This window comes from Haloterrigena salifodinae (assembly GCF_003977755.1).
Lineage (GTDB): Archaea > Halobacteriota > Halobacteria > Halobacteriales > Natrialbaceae > Haloterrigena > Haloterrigena salifodinae.
Map to the genome: position 1 here is coordinate 300,444 of NZ_RQWN01000004.1, position 14,362 is coordinate 314,805.

11 protein-coding genes are annotated in these 14,362 nt (G+C 63.2%); 3 read left to right on the plus strand and 8 right to left on the minus strand.

Features of this window, described 5'->3' with window-relative positions; translation table 11 throughout:
• Nucleotides 1-69 precede the first annotated feature (69 nt).
• Complete coding sequence (locus tag EH209_RS19545; RefSeq protein ID WP_126664490.1) at nucleotides 70-885, plus strand: sugar phosphate isomerase/epimerase family protein; 816 nt, start codon at nucleotides 70-72, stop codon at nucleotides 883-885.
• Nucleotides 886-920: 35 nt separating this feature from the next.
• Here EH209_RS19545 and EH209_RS19550 read toward each other — a convergent pair whose 3' ends face one another.
• The 6 genes from EH209_RS19550 to EH209_RS19575 all read right to left on the minus strand — a co-directional run bounded on the left by EH209_RS19550 (nucleotide 921) and on the right by EH209_RS19575 (nucleotide 6,993).
• Complete coding sequence (locus tag EH209_RS19550; protein WP_126664491.1) at nucleotides 921-1,850, minus strand: EamA family transporter; 930 nt, start codon at nucleotides 1,848-1,850, stop codon at nucleotides 921-923.
• A gap of 72 nt (nucleotides 1,851-1,922) precedes the next feature.
• Complete coding sequence (locus EH209_RS19555; protein ID WP_126664492.1) at nucleotides 1,923-2,357, minus strand: universal stress protein; 435 nt, start codon at nucleotides 2,355-2,357, stop codon at nucleotides 1,923-1,925.
• 175 nt (nucleotides 2,358-2,532) lie between these two features.
• A complete protein-coding gene (locus EH209_RS19560; protein WP_126664493.1) occupies nucleotides 2,533-3,690 on the minus strand; it encodes an ABC transporter ATP-binding protein in 1,158 nt (385 codons plus the stop codon).
• Between the two features lie 57 nt (nucleotides 3,691-3,747).
• Complete coding sequence (locus EH209_RS19565; RefSeq protein ID WP_126664494.1) at nucleotides 3,748-4,656, minus strand: carbohydrate ABC transporter permease; 909 nt, start codon at nucleotides 4,654-4,656, stop codon at nucleotides 3,748-3,750.
• A gap of 2 nt (nucleotides 4,657-4,658) precedes the next feature.
• Nucleotides 4,659-5,603, minus strand: a complete 945-nt coding sequence (locus EH209_RS19570) for a carbohydrate ABC transporter permease (protein ID WP_126664495.1) — start codon at nucleotides 5,601-5,603, stop codon at nucleotides 4,659-4,661.
• Nucleotides 5,604-5,625: 22 nt separating this feature from the next.
• A complete protein-coding gene (locus tag EH209_RS19575; RefSeq protein WP_126664496.1) occupies nucleotides 5,626-6,993 on the minus strand; it encodes a substrate-binding domain-containing protein in 1,368 nt (455 codons plus the stop codon).
• 601 nt (nucleotides 6,994-7,594) lie between these two features.
• On the opposite strand from EH209_RS19575, the gene EH209_RS19580 reads away from it, so the two are divergent.
• Complete coding sequence (locus EH209_RS19580; RefSeq protein WP_126664497.1) at nucleotides 7,595-8,392, plus strand: HpcH/HpaI aldolase family protein; 798 nt, start codon at nucleotides 7,595-7,597, stop codon at nucleotides 8,390-8,392.
• A 33-nt stretch (nucleotides 8,393-8,425) separates the two neighbouring features.
• On the opposite strand, the gene EH209_RS19585 is transcribed toward EH209_RS19580, so the two are convergent.
• Entirely contained in the window at nucleotides 8,426-9,493 is a 1,068-nt protein-coding gene (locus EH209_RS19585; RefSeq protein ID WP_126664498.1) for a Gfo/Idh/MocA family protein, read from the minus strand.
• Nucleotides 9,494-9,829: 336 nt separating this feature from the next.
• Between EH209_RS19585 and ppsA the strand changes: the two genes are divergently transcribed.
• On the plus strand, nucleotides 9,830-12,250 hold the full coding sequence (gene ppsA, locus EH209_RS19590; RefSeq protein WP_126664499.1) for a phosphoenolpyruvate synthase: 2,421 nt from the start codon (nucleotides 9,830-9,832) through the stop codon (nucleotides 12,248-12,250).
• Between the two features lie 369 nt (nucleotides 12,251-12,619).
• On the opposite strand, the gene EH209_RS19595 is transcribed toward ppsA, so the two are convergent.
• Nucleotides 12,620-14,098: a sugar porter family MFS transporter gene (locus EH209_RS19595; RefSeq protein WP_126664500.1), complete on the minus strand. Its 1,479-nt coding sequence runs from the start codon at nucleotides 14,096-14,098 to the stop codon at nucleotides 12,620-12,622.
• Between the last annotated feature and the right edge of the window lie 264 nt (nucleotides 14,099-14,362).

Below are 14,362 nucleotides of genomic sequence, written 5' to 3' on the forward strand. Positions count from 1 at the left end.
GCCGAGCGCCGCACAAACGACCCATGAACCGTCGGAAGCTATTTTTCCATGGAAGACATTCGCTATCGCATGGGAACCGGGTACACAACGATCATGTACGGCCCCGAGTCGATCGAGGACGCGCTCGGCGATATCGCCGCCTGCCGGTACGACGGCGTCGAAATCAGCCTCGAGAAGATCCGTGCGAACGACCCCGAGACCGTCGGTCGGTGGCTCGAGGAGTACGATCTGGAGTTCTACCTCGCGATGAGCGAGTGGATCGAAACCGAGGACGCGGTCCGGCGAGTGATCGACGACGTGCCGGTCGCGGCCGACCTCGGAGCCGAGTTCGTCGGGATACTCCCGCCCCAGCGGGCTCGCCACGACGGCGACACCGTCGAGGACTGGCTCTCTCGGATCAGTGACGCGGCCCTCGAGGCTGGACTGCGGCCGCTCGTCCACCACCACGGGGCCACGACAGTCGAGCAACCGGACGAAATACGGCACTATCTCGACGCCGTCGACGGGCTCGAGCTCCTGTTCGACACCGCTCACTACTACCCTTACGGCGACAACTTCCCCGACGGCAACGTGACCGACGGCATCGAGCGGTTCGCCGACGACATCGGCTACGTCCACCTCAAGGACGTGGACCCGGTCAAGGACTTCGCGGCGAACCGAGACGCGCTCACTGACGCCGACTTCCACCTCGACAACGTCATCAACTATTTCCGGTCGTTCACCGATCTCGGCGAGGGGATCCTCGACTTCGAGGCGATCTTCGAGACGCTCTCGGACGCGGGGTACGAGGGCAACTACACGATCGAGATCGAGAACCGGACCGAACGACCGCTCGTCCACGCCAAGCGGAACTACGATTACTGGGCCGCCGTCCGGGACGCCTGACCGGGAGGCGGTCGTCTTCCGACGCAATCGACGGACTACCCCAGTTGCATCAGCGTCGCACCGGCGATGATGACGGTGATGCCGCCGAGGAGCCGCGGCGATCGCGGCACCTGTCGGACCATCGCATAGGAGATGCCGACGATGACGAGGGGGTAGACGTTCGAGAGCGGAACGACGGTGATGACCGTTCCGCTCTGGAGCGCCGAGAACCAGGCGAGCCAGTTCGCCGCGACGAAGACGCCCGCAAGCGTAAACGCGCCGAGCGCGGTTCGGTCGCGAATTCGGACGCGCGAGCGGACGTCCGGCGAGACGCCGAAGAGCGCGACGAATGCGATGAGCGCGGCCGTTTGGCCGACCGCCGTCCCGACCAGCGGATCGGAGTACCCGTTCAGCCCGATCGCGACGAGCACGAACGACGCGCCCAGCATGACCATCGCGGCGACCGGAACGACCAGGTCCCGCGCCTCGAGTCGTGCGAACTCCGCGACGAGAAGGTCGTCACCCCAGTCACTCGTCGATCGCGAGATTTGCAACACGACACCGCCGGCGACGATGCACAACAATCCCACTCCGGAGGCGACGGTAAACGACTCCCCGAGGACCGGAACAGCGAGGAGCGCTGCGATGGCGGGGTTCGCGCCGACGACGGCGGCCGCGACTCGAGCGCCGACGCGGTCGATACCGCGGAAGTAGAGCAACCGAAACGCGGCCGGGTTGCCGAGACCCGCGAGCGCGAACGGCGCCAGCTGTCCGACGGTCACGCCGTCGAACGACACGCCGCGAACGAAGAGCAATCCCCAGAAAACGGCGACGCTGACGACGATGGTGACGACCGTCGCGGCGAGGGCCGGCGACGTGTGCTCGGTATCGGTGCCGTTTTTCAGTCCGTATTCGACCGAGACGGCCTGTAGTCCCGAGAACACCGACGCGAGCAGTGCGAGGACGGCACTCAGTTCCAGCAGCATCGTCGATTCAGATGGCTCCCGGTCGCGGATTCCATCGAGCCTCCCTCTCCGTCCGATCGGTACGACTCCGCCTCATTCCTGAACGAACGTGACGGGACAGGTGGCGTTCAGCAGGACGGTCTGGGCGGTACTGCCGAAGAGCGCCTTACCGGTCGGGCTGCGCGAGCGGCCTTGGATGAATACCAGATCGGCGTCGGCCGCGTCGGCCAGCGAAACGAATTCGGAACCGACCTCGCCGACCGCGCCGCGGACCTCGTGGGGGACGTCTACTGCCTCGAGTGCGGTCACGAGTTCGCGCACGGACTCGCTGCGCCGAGCGACGTCGTCCGGCACCGGTTGCGCGTCGAAATCGAGTTCCGCGAGCGTGTCTTCGAATTCCGATTTGGTGTAGACCCTCGCGAGAACGACGGTCGCCCCGGTCGGAACGGCGATGTCGCGGATGGCGTCGATCAGCGGCGTTCTGTCGTCGGATTCCGTCACGGCGACGGAAATCGTATCTACGGACATGATTCGAATGAGGGATACGTTATTGAATCACATATAAGTATTGTCTTAGTAGTGCGGCTAAGACGGCCGGCGACAAATGACGGCCGCGACGACCGTTCGAACGGGACGTGATGCGTCGCGTGCAAGCGGTGCGATGGCCGATCAGACTGCGGTGACGGAAACGGGTGCCCTCGAGTCAGTCCGACGTGGATTCGGCGTGCCGTTCCGTCGCCTTCGTTCGCGCGACGTTCCCGTCCGCGAGTCGCTCTCCGGTCCGGCTATCGAATCCGTGGACAAGCGGGTCGTCCACTGTGAGCCAGATCGCTTCGTTGCGCATGGCTTCGACGGTACTCGGCGCTTTTATGGTGAGTTCGACGTGGTCGTCGTCCTCGTCGCCGATGAGAACGTCGATGATCTGGTCGTCGCCTTGCGGCTCCGTCACTTTCACCTGGCCGCGGATCGCGTTGTCTACCGGCTCCGTGTGGGCGGTGAAGTACTGCGGTCGGATGCCCAGGGTCAGCTCCTCGTGGTCCACGTAGCGGTCGGCGACGTTCGGCTCCAGCCGGTATTCGAATCCCTCCGCGGCGTTCATCGGACGGACCGTTCCCGAGTCGTCGATCGTGACGTCGATGAAGTTCATCGACGGCGAGCCGATGAAGCCGGCGACGAACCTGTTCTTCGGTTCGTGGTACACCTCGTCGGGAGTGCCGATCTGTTGGATGTGCCCGTCGTTCATCACGATGAGCTTGTCGCCGAGCGACATCGCCTCCTCCTGATCGTGGGTTACATACAGCGTCGTGATGCCGAGCTCGCGCTGGAGCACCTTGATCCGACTGCGCATGCTCAGCTTCAGCTTCGCGTCCAGGTTCGCCAGGGGCTCGTCCATCAGGAAGACCGAGGGCCGGCGGATGATCGCCCGCCCGAGCGCAACGCGCTGTTGCTGGCCGCCACTGAGATTGTCGATATCCCGATCGAGTAGCTCCGGAATCTCGAGCATCTCCGCGACCTCCTGAACGCGCTCCGTGCGGATGTCGCCGTCGACCCCCTCAACTTTGAGCGGGTAGCCGATGTTCTCCCGGACGGTCATGTGCGGGTAGAGCGCGAAGTTCTGGAACACCATCGCGGCGTTCCGGTTCTTCGGGTGGACGTCGGTGACGTCGTAGTCGCCGAGTTTGATCGTCCCGCTGGTCGGTTCCGTGAGGCCGGCGAGACAGCGAAGCGTCGTCGTCTTGCCGCAGCCACTGGGACCCAGGAGGATGGCAAACTCGCCGTCCTCAACGGTGAGATTGATGTCCTCGACCGCGATCGTGTTTCCGTATCGCTTCTCGACCGAATCGTACGTGACGTTAACCATTGCTGTATACCTCCGTGAATCGCTGCGTGCGAGCCGCGTTGGTTCGAGTGCTGTGCGTCATTTGCCGACTGCCCCCATGCTGAATCCGCGAACGAGCTCCTGGCGCGCGATGAACGCGAACAGGAGCACCGGAACGAGCGCGATCGTTCCGGCGACGCTGACGTTGATCCACTGGACCGAGTACTTCGTGACGAACGACGAGAGGCCGACCGGCAGCGTCATCGCCGCGACGTCCTGGGTCAGGATGATCGCGAACAGGAGCTCGTTCCAGGTGATGATCGTCGTGAAGATCGCCGACGCGAGCAGGCCGGGCTTGACCAACGGGAGGACGATCTTGAAGAACGCCCCGATGTGGGTGTGACCGTCCAACATCGCGGATTCCACAAGGCTGGCCGGAACCTCCTCGAAGAATCCCTTCATCATCCAGACGGCGAAGGGGATGTTGAACATCACGTACACGCAGATCAGCCCGTACAGCGTGTTCACCAGCTGGAGATTCCGGAAGATGACGAACAGCGGGATGATCGTCACGATCGGCGGCATGAACCGCGTCGAGAGGATGTAAAACGGCAGGTGGAAGTCCAGGTTGTACGGGAAGTCGAAGGTGACGAACCCGTACGCCGCCGCCGCCCCGATGGTCGTCGCGATGATGGTCGTCACGACCGTGACGACGATGCTGTTGAAGACGTACTGGTAGAACTCCGGGCGCTGGGCGAACAGCTGGACGAAGTTGCTCACCTGGAACTCCGTCGGGATCCAGGCCGGCGGAAACGACAGCAGCGTCTGTCGCGATTTCAGTGCGCCCGAGACGAGCCAGTAGACCGGGAACAGCGTCCAGAGCAAGAAGAACCCCAGCACGCCGTAGATGACCGCTTTGCTGATGCCGTTCTCTGCGAGGGTCTCCTGTAGTCGTTCGATTCGCGACGGTTCCCTGAACGGAACGTCCGGTTGTTGTTCTGTTGCCATGGTTAGAACTCGATGTCCGCGATTTTGACGAAGCTCATCGCCAAGATCAACACGACGACGAGCAGCGAAATCGCCATCGCCGAGGCTTGGCCGAAGTTGCTAAACCGGAACGCGGTCCGGTACATTTCCATGCTGATCACGTTCGTCGCGTTCGACGGCCCGCCGCGGGTCAGGATGTACACCTTCGCGAAGACGCGCAGCGCGTCGACGACGCGGATGATCAGCACGAGCACGATCAGCGACTTCAGGTACGGGAACACGATGTCGACGAACCGTCGCCACCGCGGCGCCCCGTCCATGATCGCCGCCTCCTGAATGTCGTCGGGCACCGACTGCAGCCCCGCAAAGATCACCAACACGACCAGCGGGGTCCACTGCCAGACGTCGGTCGCGACGACGGCGTACAGCGCGACGTCGGGATCGCTGATCCAGCCGACGTTGCGCCCGATAAACGGCGCGGCCATGAAGTCAAGCAGCCCGTCGGGCGTGTACATGAGCCGCCAGATCAGGCCGATCACGGTCGGCGAGAGGATCATCGGAACGAGGATGAGCGTCTGCCACAGCCCGCGCATCTTGATCTTCTTGTTCAACACGAGCGCGATCCCGAAGCCGAGCACGAACTCGAGTCCCACCGCCAGTCCGATGAACTTGCCGGTCACCACGAGCGACTCGAGGAACGCGCCGTTGTTTAACAGATTGACGTAGTTCTCGATGCCGACGTAGGTCGTCCGCCCGCCGGGCAGGTACTGCTGGGTCGACATCCGGATCGCACGCAGGAGCGGGTAAAACGTCAGCGCGAACAGAAGGAACACGGCCGGAAGGGTCATCAGCCACTTCAGCCGCTCGTCGACCCACAGGAGCACGCGCTCCCGGGTCGATTGCTCCGCGCCCAGTTGCTCGTCGAGATCGGCCGTCGAACGGACGTCCGTTCCTGTTTCAGTTGCCATTGTTTGATCCCGTTGGCGTCATCTAGTAGTATCCCGCGTTCTCGAGGATCGACTCGGCCTCGTTCTTGGTTTGGCTCACGACATCGGACGGGCTCATGTCGCCGGTCAGCGCGCTGTTGAGGTACTCCCCTTGGGTCACGTCGATTTCGTTCCAGAGGGGCGTCCGCGGCCGCGGTTTGGCGTTTTGCAGGCTCTCGTACAGCGCTTCGTACCACGGCTCGGCGTCCATGTTGTCCTGGAAGGTGTCGTGGCGGAAGGGGACGCCGCCGAGGTCCACGTAGCGGTCCTGTGCCTCCTTGGAGATGATGGACTGGATGACCGTGCCGGCGTCTTCCTTCCGACTGTCGGAAACGTTCGAATTGATGCCGAGCAGCCAGTTGCCCTGCATCGGCGCCTGTTGCACCTCGCCTTCGGGGATCGGAATGAACTCCAGGTTATCGGCTTCCGCGGTGTCGTCGTCGAGCAGCGTCGACGCCGCGGCCGGCCACGCCATCCCCTGGGCGGCCGACCCCTCGCCGATCCGATTCAGCACCTGATCGCTGTTGAACGATCCGACGCCGTCCGGCGAAATCGATTTGAGATCATCGACGAAGAAACTGACTACGTCTTCGCCCTCGCTGGAGTCCCACTGGTACTTCCAGTCTTCGTCGAACATGTCTCCGAGGTTCGACCACCCGATGCTCATGAAGTTCGTGTTCGCCGGGTTGCCGCGCTGCCCGCGAATCACGTACCCGTTCGTATCGCTGATCCCCTCGTCGATGCTCTTTCCGGCGCGCAACACGTCGTCCCACGTTTCCGGTTCCTCTTCGCCGACCTCCTCGTAGTAGGCCGTGTTGTAGACGAACATCTGCGTGTTCCCCACGACGACTTGCCCGCGGATTTCCTCGTCCATCCCCTCAGCGGACGGAACCGTCGGGGCCCCGGGCGTCGGCCACGTGGTGATGTCGACCGTCGTGTCGATGAGTTGGTCAGTGGGCAGCCCGTCGGGAAGCCACTGCTCGAGCGGATCGAGGTACGTTGCGAACTGCGGGAACCACGTGTCGTCCATGAGGATGGCGTCGTACCCCGTCCCGCTGGTCGTGAGGACGCTGCTGACGCGCTCGTAGAGGTTCGCGTACGGGAACAGCGTAACGTCGATCGAGAGATCCGTCTCGTCCCTGACGTAGTCGTCGATCAGATTCTCCACGAGTCGCCCCTCGCCCTCGACGGCGATGATGCTGACGTCGCTGTCGTTACCGCTACCACCGAGACACCCGGCGAGGCCGGTTACGGCCGCCGCACCACCGACGCCGGCCAGAAACCGACGGCGTGACCTGCGCTTCGTGGTCGCTGCGGAACCGCTATTCTCGGACCTATCATTCCGATTCGTTGCCCTGCCACTGGTTGGCATATGGACAGTGTTATTCGCACCCAAGTATAAATCATGCGGTTAATGGGATCTCGGGAATATGTGGAATGAATATACTGTCACTCCGACCGGCGGTCGAGCGGGTACCGGCGTCATTCGACGAAATTCACCGGCGGCGGAACAGTTGCTGAGAGGTAACTCGAACGAAACCGCTTGACCACGCCCGGCCTCGATCGAATTCGTCAGCTTACAATCGCGTGCACACCGGGGGCGACGACAGCAGTAGCGACCGCGACATCCTCTGCGCTTACGTCGAGTCGCTCGTTGCACGGTCCGTCTCGAGGGAGCCCAAACGATGTCTCGACGACCACGACGGCAACGGCGACGCTGGCTCGAGCCGGAATATCCGTCGATGTGCGGACAGACGCGCAACCGGAGCGGCACAATCGGCGGTGAGTGCGACAACTGCCGAAGTAAGTATCTGAATTACCCGCACTCGGCCGGACAGTTCGTTACGGGGTTAAGTATTTATGTATGATTCACTAAGACTGGAGCACGCTGGTCAAGCACACGCTCTCGGGCTCCGTCAACGGATCCGAGTACCGATTGACCGTTCCGGAGAGCGAGCCGTCATGAACACACTATGAAGGACCTCAAGCAAAAATTCCACACGGAAACGGATATCGCCGGTGCATGGCTCTCGATCGGCCACCCCACCGTCGCAGAAGTAACGGCAACCGAAGGATTCGACTTCGTCCTCATCGACACCGAACACACGCCATTAACGCTGGAAACGGTCGAAAACATGTCGCGTGCCGTCGACGGCGCCGACGGAGAGACGGAGACGCTCGTTCGGGTCCCGTCGAACGATCCCGTCCGGATCAAGCGCGTCCTCGACATCGGCGTCGCCGGAATAATGGTCCCGATGATCGAAACGGCCGACGAAGCCCGCGATGTCGTGGACGCGGTCACCTATCCGCCAAACGGTATTCGCGGGGTTGCGTCGGGCCGTGCGTCGGCATATGGCGACGACTTCCAGGAGTACGTCGAGACAGCCAACGAGTCGATCGCGACTGTCGTCCAGATCGAGACCCAGACCGGTCTCGATAACGCTCGAGAAATCGCCGCGGTCGACGGCATCGACGCCGTGTTCGTCGGCCCGGCGGATCTGTCCGCGAACCTCGGCATCTTCGGCGAGTGGGAGAACGATCGGTTCGACGATGCAATCGAGCGCGTCGTCAGCGCCAGCGACGCCGCCGACGTCCCGGTCGGAACGTTCGTCGTCGATCCCGACGACATCGAAATGCGCGTCGAACAGGACTTCGACTTCCTCATCGTCGGGAAGGACACCAACCACCTGTCGTCCGGCAACGAACAGATCCGCCGGCGCTACACTGAAACGGTTTCACAGCAGGCGGCGCCGTCTATGAGCGAAGACTGACGCGCCGATTCTCCGCTCTTTTGCGAGACGACGTTACTCGAGCGACTGCGTGAACAGCGACGCGATAAGCTCGACGTCGTCGCGCGCCTCGCTCACGGGCGTGGGGACGTTTCGCTCGCCGCGAACGCACGCCATGAACCGCTCGAGTTCTCGCTTGAAGCTCTCTTCGCGCGTCGGGCTGTACTGGCAGTCGACCGTCTCCTCGGCGCCCTGTCGGACGGAGAGCGTCGCCGAGTTGTACTTGACGAAGGGGTGATCGAACTCGAGACGGAGGGTGCGATCCGGCGCGTCGATCCGGACGAACTGCTCGTGCCAGTGGCGTTCGGAATCCCCCGTCTGGAGGAGACACCGTTCACCGCTCTCAAACACGAGGTGTGCGATGCCGAAGTAGCCGTCCCGAACGAAGTCGACGTGATCGACGGCGGCGACGTCGCCGAATAATCCGCGGAGCGCGTTGATGTCGTGACAGACGTGCTCGAGCTGGAAGTCGTACGCCGCCGCAAGCTCGTCGTCGTCGGTCCCGATGGCCTGCTTGCACTGCTCGCGGCGGCGGTCGGTACTTCGCTCGATGAATGCCGCGTCGAGCTCCGGCTCGACCAGATCGTAGATTTCTGGGAGCGACTTCGAGAAATCCGCGTCGACGGCGTAGGCCGTGACGCTGTCGATGTGCCCGACGTCGGCGAGTTCGTCGGCCAGTCGCTCGTAAGCCAGTTCGAACCGGCGATTGTACGCGACCATGGCCGTCGCGTCGCTTTGCGCTGCGACGTCGGCCAGTCGGTCGGCGTCGGCCGGCGTGACCGCCAGCGGCTTCTCGACGAGGGTGTGCAACCCGGCCGTGAGCGTCCGTTCGACGACGTCGGCGTGCGTCTGCATCGGCGTCGTGACGATGACCGCGTCGAGGTCGGCCGCGGCTTCGTCGATCAGTCGCTCCGGATCGCTGTACCGTCGTTCGGAAGCCACGTTGTAGCGTTTCCCCAGCTCATCGGTGACGTTCTCGGCGGGATCGCACAGCGCCGCAAGTTCCGCGTCCGGCACCTCGAGGACATTCGGGATGTGCATGATCTGTGCGATCGTTCCGCAGCCGATAATTGCGAACTCCATGAGATCGAGTACCGTGGGGCGGCGACTAAAAGGTTTCTTTCGATCGGGTTGGTTTCGCTCGCCCATCGCGAGGGGTAGCGACCCGTGTCGGCCCAGTCCGTTCCGTTTGGAACAGTCAAACGGTTCGCGAAACAGGACGGCTCGGGCAGAACCGGGCTCGACCGCGGCTTCGCTTTCGCTACGTCGAGCGGAACGCTCAGCAAACTCGAGAGACTTGCTCTCGGAATTCCCAGCCCATTCACCCGGTCGGCTCGATCCGATAATCCGACGGACGGTCTCTCTCGAGTCCAAAAATCCGAAAAATGCTTGATAGTGGAGGAAGTGCCTCCGGTACGGATGACCGTACTCTGGTTAGACGAAATTAGCAGCGGCGACCTGGAGCGGGTCGGCGGCAAAGGAGCGTCACTGGGCGAACTTACGGGCGCCGGGCTGCCCGTGCCCCCGGGATTCGTCGTCACCGCCGGGGCCTACCGATCGTTCATCGAAGAAGCCGAAATCGACGAGGAGCTGTTCGCGGCCGTCGACATCGACGTCGACGACTCGTCGGCGCTGGCCGAGGCGGCCGACCGCGCTCAGGAACTCATCCTCGAGACGCCGTTCCCCGACGAACTGCGCGAGGAGATCCTCGAGTCCTACCGGCAGGTCGGCACGGACGGGGCGAGCCCGTCCGATCGCGGGACGTCGTCCCGCGCAGGCGAAGCGTTCGTCGCGGTGCGGTCGTCGGCGACGGCCGAGGACCTGCCGGACGCCTCCTTCGCGGGCCAACAGGAGACGTTCCTCAACGTCACCGCCGAGGACCTGTTAGACCGCGTTCGGGAGTGTTGGGCCTCGCTCTTTACGCAGCGAGCGATCTACTACCGCCAGGAGCAGGGCTTTGACCACTCGGCGGTCAACATCGCGGTCGTCGTCCAGCAGATGGTCGACGCAGAGAAGTCCGGCGTGATGTTCACGAGCCACCCCTCGACGGGCGATCCGACGATGATCATCGAGGCCGCCTGGGGACTAGGCGAAGCGGTCGTCTCGGGTGCGGTCTCCCCGGATAACTACGTCATCGAGCGCGAGGATCGGTCGATCGGCGTCACCGTCGCCGAGAAGAAGGTGATGCACGAAAAGGACGAGGAGACCGGCGAGACCGTCGAGCGTGAGGTCCCCCAAGACAAGCGGAACGAACGGGTCCTCTCCGACGACGAGATCAGCGCGCTGATAGACCTCGGCGAGCGCGTCGAGGACCACTACGATGAGCCCCAAGACGTCGAGTGGGCCATCGTCGACAGCGATGAGCAGAGCTCATCTGGCAGCCGGACGCAGTCCGGCGATGGCGAGGTCTACATGCTCCAGTCCCGGCCGATCACCACCATCGACGAGGCGGCCGAAACCGGCGATGTCGACGCCTCGAAGGGGCTGACCGACGGCAGCGGCGGCGTTCAGGCCGCCAGCAGCGGCGCCGGCACCAGCGGCGCGGACTCGAGTGGGTCTGGCGAGGTAATCGTCGACGGACTGGGCTCGAGTCCGGGGACGGTCAGCGGGCCGGCCCGGATCGTCACGAAGCTCGACGACCTCGCGAAGGTCGGCGAGGGAGATATCATCGTCACGGAGATGACGATGCCCGACATGGTGCCCGCGATGAAGCGGGCGTCGGGGATCATTACCGATGAGGGCGGCATGACTAGCCACGCCGCCATCATCTCCCGCGAACTCGGAGTCCCGGCTATCGTCGGTACTACCAACGCTACCTCCGTCCTCGAGGACGGCCAGGTCGTCACGCTCGACGGCAACAAGGGCGCGGTCCTCGAGGGGACGGAAGTCGAGCCCGACGAAGAGACCGAACCAGTCGAGGAGGTCCGCCCGCAGTCGCCAGTCAAGCCAATGACCGCGACGGAGGTCAAGGTCAACGTCTCCATTCCGGAGGCCGCCGAGCGCGCGGCCGCAACCGGCGCCGACGGCGTCGGCCTCCTCCGGACCGAGCACATGATCCTCTCGCTGAATCAGACGCCCGAGAAGTTCATCGAAGAAAACGGCACGGACACCTACACGCAGGAACTGATCGACGGCATCCGCGGCGTCGCCGACGAGTTCTACCCCCGGCCCGTCCGCGTGCGTACGCTGGACGCCCCGACCGACGAGTTCCGCCAGCTCGAGGGCGGTGCGGACGAGCCGAAGGAGCACAATCCAATGCTGGGCTATCGCGGCATCCGGCGCTCGCTCGACCGTCCCGACGTCTTCGCCCACGAACTCGAGGCGTTCCGGCGGCTCTACGAGCTGGGCTACGACAACGTCGAAATCATGTTCCCGCTGGTCAACGACGCCGAGGACATCTACCAGGCCAAGTCGCTCATGAAGGAGGCCGGCATCGATCCCGAGAAACGAAAGTGGGGCGCGATGATCGAGACGCCGGCCGCGGCGCTGGCGGTCGAGGAACTGGCCAAAGCGGGTATCGACTTCGCCTCGTTCGGCACGAACGACCTGACCCAGTACACGCTCGCGGTCGACCGGAACAACGAGCACGTCGCCGACCGCTTCGACGAACTCCATCCCGCCGTCCTGCGGCTGCTCGGCGACGTCATCGAGACCTGCCGCGAACACGACGTCGACACCAGCATCTGCGGCCAGGCCGGCTCCAAGCCGGAGATGGTCCGGTTCCTCGTCAACGAGGGTATCAGTTCGATCTCGGCTAATATCGACGCCGTCCGCGACGTCCAGCACGAGGTCAAACGCGTCGAGCAGAAGTTGCTGCTCGAGTCGCGGCGGGCGGAGTGAGTTCGATAGACCGGGTCTCGACTCCAGCTGGTGGACAGTGAGCGGATGAGTTCACGGACTGCAATCGTCCATCGGTCCACGAGAAATCACATCGGCTCACGAGACGGAGTCGATTCGGTCGCCGGAGCGATATTTTGTGCGAGCTTCGAGAATTAGCTTCCTCGAGACGCCCGCTTTGCGTGTGACCGAAAACGCCGGGCGCCGAGCGCCGCTCAACGACTGACTGTCGGCGTCCGTCCGTTTCGCAGTAACTGCCGGTCGGTTCTCAGCGATCGCAGGAGTACGGACTACTACGGGTCGGACGAGATGGGGCTAAACGAGTGCCCCTCGAAACGTCTACGGTACGCGGATATCGGATCGGTGGGCGGTTCAGTCGTTTGCGTGATCGGTCTGATCGACCTGCTCAGTCGGATCGACCTGCTCGGCCTGCTCGCTGAGCGCCAGATTATCGTCGGCGACGCCAGTTTCACGCAGATCGGCCTCGATCTCCTCGAGGGACCGGCCTTTTGTCTCTGGGACCAGCGCGTAGACGAAGACGAACCCGACCGCCGTGATTCCCGCGAACACGCCGAACGCGACCGTGGGACCGATCTCGAACAGCGACGGGAAGAACTGTGCGACGAGGAAGTTCGAGAACCAGAGGACCAGCGTCGTCACTCCCATCGCGGCCCCGCGGACGTTGAGCGGGAAAATCTCGGAGATTATCAGCCAGACGACCGAGCCGAGACTGACCGCGTGGAAGCCGACGAACAGCATGAGGCTCACGACCGTGATCGGGCCGAGGACCCCACCCATGCTAGGCAGCATGTAAGCTCCGGCGAGGATAGTCACCGAGATACACATCCCGACGAGACCGAAGAGCAACAGCGGCCGACGGCCGACGCGGTCGACCAGGAACAGCGCGACGATCGTCAGCAGCACGTTGATCGAGCCGATCCCGATCGTCCCGAAGAGGGACGCGATGTCGCTGTATCCGGACGACTCCAGTATCGTCGGCGCGTAGTAGACGACCGCGTTGATGCCCGAGACCTGCTGTAACATCGCGAGGCCGAGGCCCACGATCAGGACCGGGCGAAGCCACGGCTGGAGGAGATCGCGAAAGCTCCCCTGCTCGCGTTTGGACATCTGCATGATATCCTTCATTTCGGCCTCGATATTCGCGCCGTTCCTGACCCGGCTCAGGATGGATCGAGCCTCCTGCTCTCGGTTCTTTTCGACGAGCCACCGCGGACTCTCCGGCATGAAGATGATCCCGCCGAACAGGATCATGGCCGGAAGCATCCCGAGCCCGAGCATGATTCGCCACGAGAGGCCGGCGTCGAAGGCCATGTTCGCGATGAACTGGTTCGTGATGTAGGACACGAGGATCCCCCCCGTGATAGCGACGTTGTTGAGCGTAACGAGCGATCCGCGGATCTTCGCCGGCGCCATCTCCGAGATGTACAGCGGTCCGACGACGGATGCGAAGCCGATCCCGATTCCGTCGAGGAGCCGCCCGAGGATGAGCACCTCGACGGTAGGAGCAACCGCCATGATGAACGACCCAACGAAGAACAGGACGGCCCCGAGCAGGATGAGCCGGCGCCGACCGATCCGATCCGCGAGCCGGCCGCCGAAGGCCGCGCCGACGATCGCGCCGACCATCGCACCGCTGACGACGGTCCCCTGCAGGAACGCGTTCGCCTCGAGTTGCGGGAACGTCTCGGACATGTACAGCAACGCTCCCGAGATAACGCCGGTGTCGAACCCGAACAGTAATCCGTTCAGCGCAGCGAGCGCGGAGATGACGATAACGAACGGCCCGATATCATCGTCTTCGAGCGGCAACAGTCGGTGAATCAGACTCATCGTTTGACTCTATTGGTAGCGCACAACTCCGCGGCACTCGGAATTACACTATACATCGGGCTGTATGCCCATGCCTCGGCTTGGCACCTCATATCAAGATCGCACGGTGATATCGCTAATAAATCCTCCGATAAATAGATGAGGAATAGTGTCTTCGCCATCCGGACGACGGAACGCGACTGTACAGCGTCACCGAACACAGGGAAACCAACGCGACGAACCCGCCAGGGAAGCCGTAGGAGTTCAGTTCGTCGTTCGCTCGAA

Bases quoted from the DNA above. Each gene is read 5' to 3' on its own strand.
- EH209_RS19545 (WP_126664490.1), top strand. From the start codon at position 70: ATGGGAACCGGGTACACAACGATCATGTACGGCCCCGAGTCGATCGAG.
- EH209_RS19550 (WP_126664491.1), bottom strand. From the start codon at position 1,850: ATGCTGCTGGAACTGAGTGCCGTCCTCGCACTGCTCGCGTCGGTGTTC.
- EH209_RS19555 (WP_126664492.1), bottom strand. From the start codon at position 2,357: ATGTCCGTAGATACGATTTCCGTCGCCGTGACGGAATCCGACGACAGA.
- EH209_RS19560 (WP_126664493.1), bottom strand. From the start codon at position 3,690: ATGGTTAACGTCACGTACGATTCGGTCGAGAAGCGATACGGAAACACG.
- EH209_RS19565 (WP_126664494.1), bottom strand. From the start codon at position 4,656: ATGGCAACAGAACAACAACCGGACGTTCCGTTCAGGGAACCGTCGCGA.
- EH209_RS19570 (WP_126664495.1), bottom strand. From the start codon at position 5,603: ATGGCAACTGAAACAGGAACGGACGTCCGTTCGACGGCCGATCTCGAC.
- EH209_RS19575 (WP_126664496.1), bottom strand. From the start codon at position 6,993: ATGCCAACCAGTGGCAGGGCAACGAATCGGAATGATAGGTCCGAGAAT.
- EH209_RS19580 (WP_126664497.1), top strand. From the start codon at position 7,595: ATGAAGGACCTCAAGCAAAAATTCCACACGGAAACGGATATCGCCGGT.
- EH209_RS19585 (WP_126664498.1), bottom strand. From the start codon at position 9,493: ATGGAGTTCGCAATTATCGGCTGCGGAACGATCGCACAGATCATGCAC.
- ppsA (WP_126664499.1), top strand. From the start codon at position 9,830: ATGACCGTACTCTGGTTAGACGAAATTAGCAGCGGCGACCTGGAGCGG.
- EH209_RS19595 (WP_126664500.1), bottom strand. From the start codon at position 14,098: ATGAGTCTGATTCACCGACTGTTGCCGCTCGAAGACGATGATATCGGG.